Consider the following 14,140-nt stretch of genomic DNA (forward strand, 5'->3'; position numbering starts at 1 on the left):
GTCAGCCCACGCCCGCGTAGGAATGCAGGCCCACAGTCACCAGGTTAACGAAGAACAGGTTGAAGACCATGGCCACGAACCCCACGACGTTGATCCAGGCGGCCTTCCTGTCCCGCCATCCCGCGGTCGACCTGGCGTGCAGGTAGGCCGCGTAGACCACCCACGCGACGAACGACACCGTCTCCTTGGGGTCCCAGCCCCAATACCTGCCCCACGCTTCCTCGGCCCAGATGGCGCCGAAGATCACCCCGAAGCCGAACACCGGGAAGGCGAAGATCGTGGTGCGGTACGCGATGCGGTCCAGGGTCTGCGCGTCGGGCAGCCGCTGCACCATTCGTCCCAGCGCCCCTTCGTGGCCGGGATCGCCGAAGCGCGACGTGCGCAGCAGGAACAGGATGCTGGCGATGCCGGCGACCACGAACACCCCGGAACCCAGGCTGACCACCGACACGTGGATGGGCAGCCAGTAGGACTGCAGCGCGGGCATCACCGGGGCCGCGTTGGTGTAGAGCCAGCGCCCGGACACCGTGAGCAGGATCAGCACCGGCACCAGCAGGAAGACCCACAGCGGGCGGTATTGCGGGCGGCGCAGCACGATGGCGCCCGCCACCAGGCCGCACAGGCAGGTCAGGTTGATGAACTCGTACATGTTGCCCCACGGCACCCGCAGGGTGGCCAGGCCGCGCAGCACGATGCACGCCAGCAGCAACCCGGTGCCAAGGTAGGCCACCGCCAGCCCGGCCCGCCCGACGCGCTCGTCGAACGGCCGCTGGTCGGTGTCCTCGACGACGCCGGGGACGGCGCTGTCGGCGGCGACCGAGCCGGCCAGCACGCGCCGGTCCACCCGGCGGCTCCCGGCGTAGGCCAGCTCGAAGGCCAGCAGCAGCAGGGCGACCACCAGCGCCACCACGGCCGAGGTGAACGCCCAGTCGGAGTAGCGGGCCAGGCCGATGTCGACGTGCAGGGTGTTCATGTGACGTCCACCTGAGAACTCCTTCTGGACGTGGGGGTTTCGGCCCGGCCGGCGGCGCCGGGCTCGCCGAGCCCGGCCAGCAGCCGCTCGGTCAACCGCTCGAACTCGTCGCCCCACCCCGAGTTGTCCGTGCGCGCCAGGCCACCCAGCTCGACGTTTACCGTACCGGCCGCCTCGCCGCCGGCCGCGGTGAGCCTGACCCACACCCGGCGGCGGCGCACCAGCAGCGACACCACCAGCCCGGCCATCATCGTGATGGCGAAGACGAGCACCCAGGTCTGGCCCGGGTCGTGGGAGACCTGCAGGTTGACGAACGGCACGGCCCCGTCGAAGCGGACGACGGTACCCGCTGCCGGCCCCTGATCGAGACGCACCTGTTCGCCGGCGCGCAGGTTGACCCGCTTCTCCTTCGTCAGCCGGCCCTGCTCGATCAGCCGGGGATCCAGCGCGAACAGCGACTGCGGCCGTCCCGTGTCCAGACCGGTGTCGCCGCGGTAGACGTCGACGGCCACCGCCGGGGCGTTCAGCGCGGGGAACCGCGACGACAGCAGGGCGCCGTCGAGCTGCTCGGTCGGCGCCAGCAGGCCCTGGATCGCGATCTCGTGGTCGCGGCGCTCGGCGGCGGTGGGATAGCTGCCGGCGGGCGGGTCGATGCGCGCCACCCCCGACGACAGCAGGGTCCGCGGGTTGTCGGGGCGCCACTGCACGGTCGACGTGCGCGTCTGCCCGTCCGGGAAGGTCACGGTGAAGGTGGGCGCGTAGCCGTGGCCCTGCAGGTACACCCGGTCGCCGCCGACCCGCAGCGGGTGGTTGACCTCCAGCAGGTAGTGCCGCCAGGTGTTGACCGTCAGGTCGTGGCCGGCCTGGTAGTCGATGTCGGCGGCGAACGAGGTGGCCTGCCCCGACGGCAGGTAGTGCGCCTGAAAGTCGTTGACCCGCAGGCAGAGTGGACGCAGCGACGTGCCGTCGACGGTGTTGCCGGCGCGGAACGAATCGAACGCGGCCGGCGATGCCGAGCAGAAGCCGGGGCCGCCGTCGGCGATGACGATGACGTTGCCCTCGTAGCCGAACAGCTTGCCGACGGCCACCGCGACCAGCAGACCCAGCAGCGAGAAGTGAAAGGCGATGTTGCCGAATTCGCGGAGGTAGCCCTTCTCGGCGGCGACTTCGACGGTGGCGTCATCGCGCCGCGTGGTGGTGCGCCAGCCGCGCAGCCTTCCGACGACGGTCGTGGCCAGGATTTCGGGGTCGCCGATGACGCGCGCGGCGGCGTGCTTGGGCAGCCGGGCCAGGTTGCGGGGGGCCGCCACCGGGGTGGCGCGCAGGCCGCGGGCGTGCTCGATCATCCGCGGGGTCAGGCAGCCGACCAGCGAGACGAACAGCAGCACGTAGACGGCGGTGAACCAGAAGCTGGAGAACACATCGAAGGCCTGCAGCCGATTCAGCCAGGGCCCGATCACCCGATGGGTCGCCAGGTAGTCGTCGACCTTGCCGGCGTTGAGGCTGCGCTGCGGCAGCAGCGCGCCGGGTATCGCGCCCAGCGCGAGCAGGAACAGCAGCACCAGCGCGGTGCCCATGGAGGTCAGCGCGCGCCAGGTGTTGCGCGCCCGTGCGCCAAGAGCCGCGAGCAGACGCAGAATCGCACCAAAACGCGCCGTTTTGTGCGATTCTGCGTCTGCTCGCGCGCTCAAATCGGCAGCCTCACGTCGGACACGAACGCGTCGCGCAGCCAGGAGACGAAGTCGTTCCACACCCCGGTGACCAGCAGGGCGCCGACCGCGATCAGCAGGACGCCGCCGACGATCTGGATGGCCCGGGTGTGCCGCCGCAGCCAGGCCAGGCCCGCCACCGCACCCGCCGACCCGAACGCCAGCAGCACGAACGGGATCCCCAGTCCGAGGCAGTAGGCGATCACCAGCACGACCCCGCGCGCGACGTTCGCGCCGTCGGTGGCCGAGGCGACGGCGATGACGCCCGCCAGCGTCGGCCCCAGGCACGGCGTCCACCCGAGCGCGAACACCGCGCCGAGCACCGGCGCCCCCGCGACCGTCGTCAACCGCCGGGGGCTGAACCGGGCCTGGCGCTGCAGGGCCGGGATGAGGCCCACGAACACCAGGCCCATCACGACGGTCAGCACGCCGCCGACCCGCTGCAGCGCCAGCTGGTTGGTGATCAGCGTGGTGGTCATGCCGAGCACGGCGACGGTGCCCAGCAGGAACACCGTGGTGAATCCGGCGACGAACAACGCGGCCGAGCCCGCGACCCGCCACCGGGCGCCCGGCGGGGCCTTGATCGCGCCGGGCCCAGGTTCCTCGTCGACGCCGACCACCGCGGCCAGGTACGACAGGTAGCCCGGGACCAGGGGCACCACACAGGGCGACGCGAACGACACCAGCCCGGCCAGCAGGCACGCGCCCAGCGCCAGCAGCAGCGGCCCGGCGGCGGCGATCTCGGTGAAGCCGGTCACTGCAGTCCGGACCGTCCGGGTGCGGCCTGGCCCGCCGGGGATTCCTGCGCCACCCGCTGCACCACGGGCTGCAGGTCCTCGGCCAGCAATTCGCGCAGGAACACCGCCGCGACCCGGTGCCGCCGGTCCAGCACCAGCGTCGACGGGATGACCGTGGCGGGGTACTTGCCGCCGAACGCGATCAGGGTCCGCATCGCCGGATCGTAGATGGACGGGTAGGTCACGTGGTGGTCGTCGACGAAGTCCAGGGCGGCCTGGCGGTTGCCGTCGCGGACGTCGATGCCCAGCAACGACACCCCCGAGCCCCGGGTGGCGTCGTGCACCCGCTGCAGCTGGCTGACCTCGGCCCGGCACGGCCCGCACCACTGGCCCCAGATGTTGATGACGACGACCCGCCCGGCAAAGGAGCCGGTGGGGTCGTCCAGCGACAGCGTGTGCGCCGGGTTGGCCAGGTCCGGCCCGGACAGCGGGCCGGGCCGGCCGCGGCTTGCTGGCGGGTCGTAGTAGATGTCGGTCTTCCCGCCGGGCGAGACGAATTCGAACGTGCCGCCCTGGGCGACGGCATCGCGGCCGGAGCAGCCGGAGAGGAGGGCCGCCAGCACGACCCCCGCCAGCGCCAGCCGCCGCATGGTCATGGCGCCGCCGGTTGGCGGTACTCGACGTCGACCAGGCGGTCGCCGTCGTAGACCAGGGTGGTGACCGAGCACAGCCCGCATTCCCGTCGTCGCGGGTCGTGCCAGAGCCGGCTGCCGGTCAGGTGTAGCCGCAGCGTCCAGACCGGCAGCTGGTGGCTGACGCACACCACCTCGTGGCCGGTGCCGCGGGCACGGGCCTTGTCCACCGCGGTCGCCATCCGGGCCGCGATCTCGTTATAGGGCTCGCCCCACGACGGGGTGAACGGGTTGCGCAACTGCCACCAGAATCGCGGGTCGCGCCAGGCGCCGTCGCCGGGGCCGACGCGGCGGCCCTCGAAGAAGTTGGCCGATTCGATCAGGTCGGGGTCGGTGTCGACGGGCACGTCGTGCTTGGCGGCGATGGGCGCGGCGGTCTCCTGGGCCCGCTGCAGCGGGGAGGCGATGACGGCGACGATGTCGCGGCCGGCCAGCGCGGCGGCGACCGCGTCCGCCTGCGCCCTGCCCTTCTCGGACAGGTGGAATCCGGGCAGCCGGCCGTAGAGGACCCCGCTCGGGTTGTGCACCTCGCCGTGGCGTATCACGTGGACCCTGGTCTGCTCGGCCATCAGGGCTTGTCCCCTCGGGCGGCGGCTTGGGCGGCCGCGGGCAGCGCGGCGGCGATGCGGCCGAACGCGTCGTCGTCCAGGGCCGTCGAGACGAACCACGCCTCGAAGGCGCTGCACGGCGGGTAGACGCCGGCGTCCAGCAGGGCATGGAAGAACGGCGGATAGCGCCACGTCTGGCTCGCCCGCGCCGACGCGAAGTCGGTCACCGGCGTTTCGGAGAAGAACACGCTGAGCATGTTGCCGGCACGCGGAACCTGGTGCGGCACACCGGCTTTCGTCAGTGCCTCGGACAGCAGCCCGGCCAGGCGGTCGGCGTTGGCGTCCAACGCGGCGTAGACCGCGTCGTCGGCGGCGCGCAGCGTGGCCAGCCCGGCGGCCATCGCCACCGGGTTGCCCGACAGCGTGCCGGCCTGGTACACCGGCCCCAGCGGCGCCAGCCGCTCCATCACCTCGGCCCGCCCGCCGAACGCGGCCGCCGGCAGCCCACCGCTCATCACCTTGCCAAAGGTGAACAGGTCGGCGTCGACGGGATCGATTCCGTACCAACCACTTCGGCTGACCCGGAACCCCGTCATCACCTCGTCGATAATCAGCAGCGCGCCGTGCTCGGCGGTGATCGCGCGCAGCGCCGCGTTGTAGCCGGGTGCCGGCGGGACGACGCCCATGTTGCCGGGGCTGGCCTCGGTGATCACGGCCGCGATCTGGTCGCCGAACCGGGCGAACGCCTGCCGTACCGCGTCGATGTCGTTGTAGGGCAACACGATCGTGTCGGCCGCGGCAGCGCCGGTGACCCCGGGCGATGACGGCAGGGCCTGTGACGATCGCAAGCGCGGCGAAGCCGGGCGCGGCGGGTCGTCACATAGGCCCAGCGTCGCCACCCCCGAGCCCGCGTCGGCGAGCAGCGCGTCCACGTGGCCGTGGTAGCAGCCGGAGAACTTGACGATCTTGGCGCGGCCGGTGAACCCGCGGGCCAGCCGGACCGCGCTCATGGTGGCCTCGGTGCCGGAGTTCACCAGCCGTATCCGCTCCACCGGCGCCACCCGCCCGATGATCTCGGCGGCCAGCCGGCTCTCGGCGGGCGTCGGCGCCCCGAACGACAGGCCCGAGGCGGCGGCCCTGGTGACGGCGTCGACGACGGCCGGGTGCGCGTGACCCAGGATCATCGGTCCCCACGAGCAGACCAGGTCGACGTAGCGGTTGCCGTCGGCGTCGGTGAGCCAGCAGCCGCGCGCCTCGGTGATGAACCGGGGGGTGCCGCCCACCGCGGTGAAGGCCCGCACCGGGGAGTTCACCCCGCCGGGGATGAGCCGGCAGGCGTCCTCGAACAGCCGGGCCGACGCCCGCACGCTCGCGGTCGCTTGGTCGGTGCTATCCATGTCGACTAGTGTCCCAGCCTCCGCGGATCGTTCAACTACAGGGTGTAGCAGGAGGCGGCCCCACGCTGCGGCGTGCAGGCGGGCTCCGGGGTTGATGTCGGTCCGGGCCGCGGGTTGGATGGGTGGCATGCAACTACCGCAAGGGCTGGCCCGGTTCAACCGGCACGTCACCAACCCCATTCAGCGGCTGTGGGCCGGCTGGGCCCCGTCGTTCGCCATCATCGAGCACGTCGGCCGCCGTTCCGGAAAGGTCTACCGCACCCCGGTGAACGCCTTCACCACCAGCGTCGACGGCAAGCCTGGCGTGGCGGTGGCGCTGAGCTACGGCCCCGACCGCGACTGGCTGAAGAACCTCAAAGCGGCCGGTAGCGGCAAGATGCGCCGCAACGGCAAGACGATCGGCATCGCCGACCCGCAGGTGGTCAGCCGGGAGGCCGCGGCCGCGCACGTGACGCGCGGGCGGCGATTCTTCGCCAGGCTGCCGTTCGAGCAGGCGGTGCTGTTCACCAAGACCGGGTAGCGCCGACCCGGGCGCGGGCCACGAAGTACAGCCCAACCACCACCGCCCAGGACAGCAGGCTGAGCCAGAGCTGACTGCGCGCCGAGCGGTCGAACGCCATCTGTACCAGCACGGCGGTGATTCCGGCCAGGGTGAGGATCGACAGCACCGGGAAGAACCACATCTTGACCCGCAGCTTTTCTTCGGGTGTCCTGCGGCGCAGGATGATCTGCGACAGCGCGATCAACCAGTAGACGAACAGGATGATGGCGCCCGACGAGTTGAGCAGGAAGAGAAACACCGTGCCCGGCGCGACCCACGCCATGATGACGCACAGGAACCCGATCGCCGACGAGCACAGGATGGCGAGGTAGGGGACCCCGCGCCGACTGAGCTTGATCAGCGCGGCCGGGGCCTCGCGGCGGTCGGCGAGCACGAACAGCATGCGCGACGCCGTGTACAGCCCCGAATTCAGGCAGGACAGCACCGCGGTGAGCACGACGGCGTTCATGACCTGATCCGCGCCGGGAAGGCCCAGGTGCTTGAGGGCGGCGACGTACGGCGAGGCACCCGGCTCCACCGAATTCCACGGCAGGATCACGACAAGCAGAAAGACCGAACCGACGAAGAAGATCCCGATGCGCGCGACCACCGACCTCGTCGCCCGCTGGACCGCGAGCTGGGGGTCCCGACTTTCCGCGGCGGCGACGGTGACGATCTCGGCGCCGACCATGGAGAAGATCACCACCACGATGGCGGCGAAAACCGCCCCCGCACCCTTCGGGAAGAACCCGCCGTGCGACGTGAGGTTGGAAAAGTCGGGGTGACGGCCGGGCAGCAGGCCGAGCGCGAAGACGGTGCCGACGACGAGGAAGATCACGATCGTCGCGACTTTGATTCCGGCGAACCAGAATTCGAATTCGCCGAAGGACGACACCGAGAACAGGTTCGTCGCGGTCATCAGCAGCATCAGGCACAGCGAGAGCAGCCACAGCGGCGCGTGGAACCAATAGTCGAGGACTTTCCCGCCGGCGACGGCCTCGAACCCGACCACGATCACCCAGAAGTACCAATACAGCCAGGCAACCGAAAACCCCGCCCAGCCGCCCAGGGCCGTCGCCGCGTACTCGGCGAACGACCCGGTCGACGGGTTCGCGGCCGCCATCTCGCCCAGCATCCGCATCACCAGCACGATCAGCAGGCCGCACAGCGCGTACGCCAAGAACGCGGCGGGCCCGGCGTCTTTGATCACCACACCGGACCCCACGAACAGTCCGGCGCCGATCACACCCCCGAGGGCGATCATGGCGAGCTGGCGCTGCGACAGTCCTTGGCGCAGTTGCGAAGCGCTGGCCATGTCCTGGGCCCTCCCGGCGTGCCCGCCACCTAGTGCTGGTGACTAACCACAGCACATCGGCGCGCGGGACACCAACCGGGTGCCGCCGCCGTGGCTACTGCGCCGAGGCGACCGCGAAGGGTGTCGCCGGTGCCGGCTGTGACCGACGGGTGGGGTGTTGCCACAAACCCATCCGCTCGAGCAACGGCAGGACACCCTCGCCGAACCAGTAGGCCTCTTCCAGGTGCGGATATCCCGACAAGATGAAGTGGGTGATGCCCAGCGTGGCGTATTCGGCCAGCCGTTCGGCCACCTCGGCGTGCGACCCGACCAGGGCCGTCCCCGCTCCCCCGCGGACCAGGCCCACTCCGGCCCACAGGTTGGGGCCGACCAACAATCGGCTGCTGCTTCCGCCGTGCAAATCCAGCATGCGGCGCTGCCCCTCCGATTCGCTGCGCGCCAGGCTGGACTGCACCCGCTCGATGTCTGCCGGATCGACGGCCGCCAGCAGCCGGTCGGCCTCGGCCCATGCCTCGGCGGCCGTATCGCGACTGATCACGTGAATCCGCAAGCCGTACTGCAAGATCCGGCCCGCGTCGACGGCCAGCCCACGAATCCAGTCGAGCTTCTGCGCGACCGCTTTCGGCGGTTCACCCCACGTGAGGTAGACGTCGGAGTGCTTGGCCGCGACGGGCCCGGCGGCCGCCGACGAGCCGCCGAAGAAGACCGCGGGTGTCGGGTCGGGCGGGTTGTTCAGCTGCGCACCCTCGATGCGAATGTGGTCCCCGGCGAAGGTCACCGGCGTGCGCGAGGTCCACAGTTGCCGCACCACATGCAGAAACTCGGCGGTGCGGGCGTAGCGCGACTCCTTGTCCAGGAAGTCCCCGTAGGCCCGTTGCTCGTGCGGTTCGCCGCCGGTGACGACATTGAGCAGCAGCCGACCGCCCGAGTGCCGCTGGAAGGTCCCGGCCATCTGCGCGGCCAGAGTGGGGCTGAGCAGCCCGGGCCGGAACGCGACCAGGAATTTCAGCGCCTCGGTGCCCTCGATCAGCATCGCCGTCGTCAACCAGGCGTCCTCACACCACAATCCGGTCGGTGTGAGCACCGCCTCGAAGCCGTTGTCTTCGGCGGCCGCGCAGATCTGGTGCAGGTACCGCAAAGTCGCGGGCCGGTCGCCATGCATCGCGGTGCCGTGACCGCCCGCGACCAGGTTGCGCGAATCCCCGTAGGTCGGCAAAAACCAATGAAACGCCAGGCCCATTCACAGTCCTTTTCCGCTTCTCCACTGTGCACGAAAGCTCCAGCGTGCGAAACATCGGCCGGAGGCGCGACGGTTGAAACCTTCGAGATTGGATCTCGTACCGGCCGTCGGAGTCGTCGCCGCACGGGTGTCCGGCGGGCGAACCCGGCGCCGCGGCCCGGTGAGCGCGATGTCAACTCTTTGTGACCGCTACATCACAATGCCTGCTCTACGGCGTGGCTGGGGCGGTAAATCCCTGTGGGCGCGGCATTATGGCGACTGTGCCTGACCTGAACCGGCGTGCGGTGCTGCGGATGGGCGCCGCTGCCAGCGCGGCGGCCGCCGGCGTGTGGGCGTTGAGCGCGCTGCTGGATCCGCTCGAGCCGCAAGCCGCGCCGCCGCAAGCCCCCGCGCCGTTTGAGCCCCCGGCCGCGGGCAGCAGCCCGCCGACCAAGCTCACCGGTTCGTTCATCTCGGCGGCCCGCGGCGGGGTCAAGACCAATTGGGTGATCGCCCTGCCGCCGGGCCAGAAGGCCGGCGCCGGCGCGCTGCGCCCGGTGATCGCTTTGCACAGCAAGGACGGCAATGCCGACCAGATGATCGAGATCGGCGTCGAAGACGGGCTGGCCCAACTGGTCAAAGCCGGCAAGACGCCGTTCGCGGTGGTGGGCGTCGACGGCGGCAATACCTATTGGCACCGAAGGGCTTCGGGCGTGGACTCGGGCGCGATGGTGCTCGAGGAGCTGTTGCCGATGCTGTCCTCGATGGGCATGGACACCTCGCGGGTGGGCTTCATGGGGTGGTCGATGGGCGGCTACGGCGCGCTGCACCTGGGGGCCAAGCTGGGCCCGGCGCGCACCGCCGGGATCTGCGCGATCAGCCCGGCGTTGTTCACGTCGTTCACCGGCAGCACCCTCGGGGCGTTCGACAGCTATGACGACTGGGTGCAAAACAGCGTGATCGGCGTGCCCGCACTCTCCCAGATCCCGCTGCGCGTGGACTGCGGCACCGGCGACCGCTTCTATTTCGCCACGCGCCAGTTCGTCAGCCAGCTGAAAAAGCCGCCGGCCGGCAACTTCTCCCAGGGCGGGCACGACGTGGACTACTGGCGTGAGCAGTTGCCCGGCGAGTTGGCCTGGATGGCGTCCTAGCCGAGGCACCCACAAGGGATGACACTCCGGCCGGAAGACACCGCCAGCTCGCCCCGCAAAGCGGAGCGGCGCATGAGGCGGACGCATGGCCGCGTCACCGGCGGGTCGGGCCGTAATGAACTTCTCGCCGCGAACGAACGTCTTATTAACGAAAGGTGTTGGGAGGTTTTGAGATGAGCCCGCTGCTGCTGGTCTGCATCGTGGCCGCCGCGCCGGTCGTCGGCGTCGGCCTGATGCACGTGCAGGCGCGCCTGGAGCAGTGGGACTACGAGCGGCACGCGGACGACTGAAGCCGTTCGGCGTCTTCCGCTAACACCTTGTGCGGCCGGCCTTTTCGCCGTAATGCCGCTCACCGAGACAACTGCAGGCCAATGAGCGGTGCGATCTTGCCGGCCAGATATTCGTGCCCCGCGTCGTTGGGATGCACGCCGTCCGGGCCGATCAGGTCCGGCCTGTCGACGAACCAACGGTCGCCGATCGGGTCGACGAACGCCGCCCCCGCGGCCCGGGAGGCGGCGTTGAGCACGTCGCGAACCTGCAGGATCCACCCGGGTACGTCGGCGGTCGGCCACGGCGGTCCGATCACCAGGAGCCTCGCGGACGGCGCACGGATGCGCGCCAGATCGAAAGCGTCGCCGGCCCTTTCGGCCAGCTGTTCGGGATCGACGCCCTGGTCGTTGCGTGAGCCGAAGAACACCACCAGCGCGTCGTCGGGCTTGACCGCCCGCCCCGTCAGGTCCTCGAAGACGCTGCCGTGGTCGCCGGGCACGATGTAGCCGGCCCTGCCCTCGGCCGCCACGTCGGCGACGATCCGCACGCCTCGCTGGGCGAGCGTGTGCCAGGCCAGGGCGGTCCACGATTTCGGGCCCAGGCCGCCCTCGTCGGTGCCGGTGGTATAGGAGTCGCCGATCACCGCGACGTGGTTCAGCCGGGAATCCACGGTCAGCGTGTCGTAGGCCCGCACCCGCGCCGGGTGCGCCGGGTCTCCGAAGACAACGCCCACCGCAAGGGCGAGGCCGATGACGATCGTGGCCAGACGACTCACTACTACCTCCACGGAAACCGCATCGCCCTGTGCCGCATCCAAATCAACGGAATCGTACGGGGAAACGACGCGATTCGCGTACCGAGGCACCCGTCACACCGCGCGGGCCGAAACCGCTTCCAGCCCACCGTCGATCGGATGCAGCTTGGTGCCTACCGGCTCGGTGGGCTCGGCTTTCTCGTCGGCGGGCCTGACGTCGACCATCCTGCGCATCCAACGACGGGCGGGCTCTTCGACGAAGTGATACATGACGATCGAGGTGACCACGGCGATCGCCAACAGGCCGACGACGTTCCATTTCCACGGATCGTCCTGCGGCGTGAGCTCGAATTGTTCGACGGCCCATCCCCAGCCGGTGTGCACCAGCTCATGCACCATGTACAGGCAAAAGGAAATCTGGCCGCCGTAGACCATCACCCGGGTCGACAGCAGCCTCGGCAGGCTGCCCAGCCCGATCGCCAGCGTTATCACCAGCGGGACGAACAGCGCGTCGACCACCCCGCCGCTGTCGTTTTCCACGACCCCGGTTATCGGGTGCGCGTCAAACCAGTAGAGGACGCCCACCATCGCACCCAGCAGGAGCAGGGAGACGTACCCCGCGACGCGGCGGGCGCGGTCGGTCAGCCGCAGCCTGCGCACGGCGGCACAGGCCAGGGCGCCGGCGGCGAACTGCGTCACGATTCGCGGCAGCCAGCTCCACGGTGTGTAGAAGTGGCCGCTGGCCAGCAACATCAGCACCGGCGGCAGCGACGCCGCGAACGCCAGCGCCATGAGGCTCCGCGCCCTCGTCGCCTGCGTCATCCGCAAGATCACCAGGACGAGCAGGCCGAACAGCAGGTAGGCCAGCCATTCCGCGCTGATCGACCAGGCCGGCCCGTCCCAGCTGGACCCGTCGAAGAACGGCTGGAACCACAACTGCACCAGCAGGATCTGGCGCACATAGCTGATCGCGGTGAGCTGATCGGCGTCGGGCGACGGCACGTGACCGACGTGCAGCGTGAAGACCACCCACAGGGCGGCGAGGTGCAACGTGACCAGGTACACCGGCCACACCCTGGCCAGCCGCAGCCACAGGAAGCGCAGGGTGGTGCGCGTCGACCAGGACCGACCCATGCGGTCGAGGTAGTTCCAGGTCAGGACGAACCCGCTGAGGATGAAGAAGAGGTCGACGCCCTGGGCCCCGCAGTTGAGCACCGGCGCCAGCGCGTCGCGCAAGCCCGGCGACACATCGCCCAGCATCGGCCGGAAGTGAAACAGCACCACCCACACCGCGGCGACGATGCGGAGTCCCGTCAGGGCCTTGATCTCGCCCCTGATCTCTCCGGTGCGCACGATGCTCTTTCCGTCTGGCTTGCCGCTTCGTATCCGATCGGTCCGGCTGCCCGGGCGATCCCGCCATGACACAGACCCCCGACTGGGCGACCGGCAGCCATCGCAGCCTAACAGCCGGCCTCCGCAAGCCCCCGAAAATCGCTTCTTAGCAAAGAGTTAGACGCGGCTTTCGGTCCCCTTAGATTTTGCGGGCACCTTAGAAAGCAGGTTTCGTGGAATGGGGCGCTCATGACAATCGCTAACGTCGCGACTCGACGGGGGTACGGCACGTCCGACTGCGGCGGCGCCCAGATCCGGGCCCACTGTCGCCACCTGGCGACGGTCGTGACCGTCCGGGGGGACATAGACGCGGTCAACGTCGGCCGCGTCAGCGAATACATTCGGCGCTTCATCATCGGGAGCAATTCGGTGGTGCTCGACTTCACCGACGTGAGTCACTTTGCCGCGGCTGGTATCTCGCTTTTGCACATGGTCGACGACGACTGCCGCGACGCCGGGGTGGAATGGATATTGGTCGCGAGCCCGGCCGTCGCCGAGCTGATGGGCGTTGGCTTTGACCGCGCCGAGACCCTGTTTCCGGTCGCGCGCTCGGTGCGCGAGGCGCTCCGCAGCCTGGCCGACGCCATCGTCAGCCGCCGTCAGCTCGTGCTGCCGCTCGTCAAGAAGACGGCGTAGCGCCCCGGTCGGCGCTGCGCCGCTCGCGCCGCCACCTGGCGATCCCCACCACGGCCAGCACCCCGGCGGCCGTCACCAGCACCAGGGACAGCAACAGCAGCTGGGGGTCATAGACCAGCGACGTCGTGAACGGCTGCCCGTCGGCGATGGGCGCGACACGCACGGTGCGGCGCGCGTGCGCCCAGCTCACGGCCCCGCCAACCAGCGCGGCGCAGGCCAGGCCGAGTTCGACCCAGGCCCGGTGCCGGGCGGTCACCGCGCCGACCCGTCGTCGTACCGTTCGTCGTCGCCGAGATCGGATCCGGCGGGCTCCACGCGCTCCTGGACCAGTGGGGCCAGCGCCGCCCGAAGGTGACGATGCCGACGCGCCCAGGCCTGGGCGGTGCGATGTTCCGTGAGCTTGAGGCCGATGCCTATCCGGCCGCGCGGCACCCCGACCAATTCGCCCAGCGCCCGCGCCGACTGCCACCCCTCCAGCTCCTTGCCGGAAGCCTCGTGATTCTCCGGCTCCGGGTAAACCCTGACGATCTCGCGGACCAGGATGGTTTCGGTGCCCTGACGCAGGGCGTCCTCGGTGAGCTCGACCGAGACGTGGATGCGTGCCGCCTTCACCTGCAGCGCGACGAACGCCGACACCAGCACCAGGAAGATCGCCGGGACCACGAATGACACCCGGGCACCGCTCCAGACTTCGATCAGGATCATGGCCGCCCCCGACAGCGGGCCCAGCGCCACCCACCACCAGCTGGCGCCGGGTTCGTAGAACAACCGCTTCGAGCCGGTGTCCCTCGCTGTCGTCATCCGAA

The 14,140-nt window shown here is 70.1% G+C and carries 15 protein-coding genes; 3 read left to right on the forward strand and 12 right to left on the reverse strand.

The genetic code is table 11. The features are described 5' to 3' along the window. Position 1: 1 nt before the first annotated feature. From ccsB to hemL, 6 genes are all read right to left on the reverse strand, one after another. Positions 2 to 973 carry a c-type cytochrome biogenesis protein CcsB gene (gene ccsB / locus G6N25_RS06490; protein WP_083074531.1) on the reverse strand — a complete coding sequence of 324 codons (972 nt, stop codon included), beginning with the start codon at positions 971 to 973 and terminating at the stop codon, positions 2 to 4. Further along, a complete protein-coding gene (locus G6N25_RS06495; RefSeq protein WP_083074530.1) occupies positions 970 to 2,550 on the reverse strand; it encodes a cytochrome c biogenesis protein ResB in 1,581 nt (526 codons plus the stop codon). The genes ccsB and G6N25_RS06495 overlap by 4 nt, the downstream gene beginning before the upstream one ends. A gap of 110 nt (positions 2,551 to 2,660) precedes the next feature. Continuing rightward, positions 2,661 to 3,440 (reverse strand): cytochrome c biogenesis CcdA family protein, encoded by a 780-nt coding sequence (locus G6N25_RS06500; RefSeq protein WP_083074529.1) that lies wholly within the window; start codon positions 3,438 to 3,440, stop codon positions 2,661 to 2,663. Continuing rightward, a complete protein-coding gene (locus G6N25_RS06505; RefSeq protein WP_083074528.1) occupies positions 3,437 to 4,075 on the reverse strand; it encodes a TlpA disulfide reductase family protein in 639 nt (212 codons plus the stop codon). The genes G6N25_RS06500 and G6N25_RS06505 overlap by 4 nt, the downstream gene beginning before the upstream one ends. Next, positions 4,072 to 4,680: a histidine phosphatase family protein gene (locus tag G6N25_RS06510; RefSeq protein ID WP_083074527.1), complete on the reverse strand. Its 609-nt coding sequence runs from the start codon at positions 4,678 to 4,680 to the stop codon at positions 4,072 to 4,074. The genes G6N25_RS06505 and G6N25_RS06510 overlap by 4 nt, the downstream gene beginning before the upstream one ends. Beyond that, on the reverse strand, positions 4,680 to 6,056 hold the full coding sequence (gene hemL, locus G6N25_RS06515; protein ID WP_083074526.1) for a glutamate-1-semialdehyde 2,1-aminomutase: 1,377 nt from the start codon (positions 6,054 to 6,056) through the stop codon (positions 4,680 to 4,682). The genes G6N25_RS06510 and hemL overlap by 1 nt, the downstream gene beginning before the upstream one ends. 127 nt (positions 6,057 to 6,183) lie before the next feature. On the opposite strand from hemL, the gene G6N25_RS06520 reads away from it, so the two are divergent. After that, positions 6,184 to 6,576 carry a nitroreductase family deazaflavin-dependent oxidoreductase gene (locus G6N25_RS06520; RefSeq protein ID WP_083074572.1) on the forward strand — a complete coding sequence of 131 codons (393 nt, stop codon included), beginning with the start codon at positions 6,184 to 6,186 and terminating at the stop codon, positions 6,574 to 6,576. On the opposite strand, the gene G6N25_RS06525 is transcribed toward G6N25_RS06520, so the two are convergent. Then, entirely contained in the window at positions 6,560 to 7,912 is a 1,353-nt protein-coding gene (locus tag G6N25_RS06525) for an amino acid permease (RefSeq protein ID WP_083074525.1), read from the reverse strand. The genes G6N25_RS06520 and G6N25_RS06525 overlap by 17 nt on opposite strands. A gap of 94 nt (positions 7,913 to 8,006) precedes the next feature. Then, the gene (locus G6N25_RS06530) at positions 8,007 to 9,152 is read right to left on the reverse strand and encodes an LLM class flavin-dependent oxidoreductase (RefSeq protein WP_083074524.1); all 1,146 of its coding nucleotides are present in this window, start codon (positions 9,150 to 9,152) and stop codon (positions 8,007 to 8,009) included. A 251-nt stretch (positions 9,153 to 9,403) separates the two neighbouring features. On the opposite strand from G6N25_RS06530, the gene G6N25_RS06535 reads away from it, so the two are divergent. Next, on the forward strand, positions 9,404 to 10,282 hold the full coding sequence (locus G6N25_RS06535) for an alpha/beta hydrolase (protein WP_083074523.1): 879 nt from the start codon (positions 9,404 to 9,406) through the stop codon (positions 10,280 to 10,282). Positions 10,283 to 10,631: 349 nt separating this feature from the next. On the opposite strand, the gene G6N25_RS06540 is transcribed toward G6N25_RS06535, so the two are convergent. Both G6N25_RS06540 and G6N25_RS06545 read right to left on the reverse strand, forming a co-directional pair. Next, positions 10,632 to 11,327: an Rv0518 family GDSL lipase gene (locus G6N25_RS06540; RefSeq protein ID WP_083074522.1), complete on the reverse strand. Its 696-nt coding sequence runs from the start codon at positions 11,325 to 11,327 to the stop codon at positions 10,632 to 10,634. 93 nt (positions 11,328 to 11,420) lie between these two features. Continuing rightward, positions 11,421 to 12,659 (reverse strand): acyltransferase family protein, encoded by a 1,239-nt coding sequence (locus G6N25_RS06545; protein WP_083074521.1) that lies wholly within the window; start codon positions 12,657 to 12,659, stop codon positions 11,421 to 11,423. Between the two features lie 228 nt (positions 12,660 to 12,887). Between G6N25_RS06545 and G6N25_RS06550 the strand changes: the two genes are divergently transcribed. Further along, on the forward strand, positions 12,888 to 13,334 hold the full coding sequence (locus G6N25_RS06550; RefSeq protein ID WP_083074520.1) for an STAS domain-containing protein: 447 nt from the start codon (positions 12,888 to 12,890) through the stop codon (positions 13,332 to 13,334). On the opposite strand, the gene G6N25_RS06555 is transcribed toward G6N25_RS06550, so the two are convergent. Further along, positions 13,318 to 13,590: a hypothetical protein gene (locus tag G6N25_RS06555; protein ID WP_083074519.1), complete on the reverse strand. Its 273-nt coding sequence runs from the start codon at positions 13,588 to 13,590 to the stop codon at positions 13,318 to 13,320. The genes G6N25_RS06550 and G6N25_RS06555 overlap by 17 nt on opposite strands. Beyond that, positions 13,587 to 14,135, reverse strand: a complete 549-nt coding sequence (locus G6N25_RS06560) for a DUF3093 family protein (protein WP_179961654.1) — start codon at positions 14,133 to 14,135, stop codon at positions 13,587 to 13,589. Before G6N25_RS06560 ends, G6N25_RS06555 begins: the two co-directional genes overlap by 4 nt. Between the last annotated feature and the right edge of the window lie 5 nt (positions 14,136 to 14,140).

It is taken from the genome of Mycobacterium heidelbergense, assembly GCF_010730745.1.
Lineage (GTDB): Bacteria > Actinomycetota > Actinomycetes > Mycobacteriales > Mycobacteriaceae > Mycobacterium > Mycobacterium heidelbergense.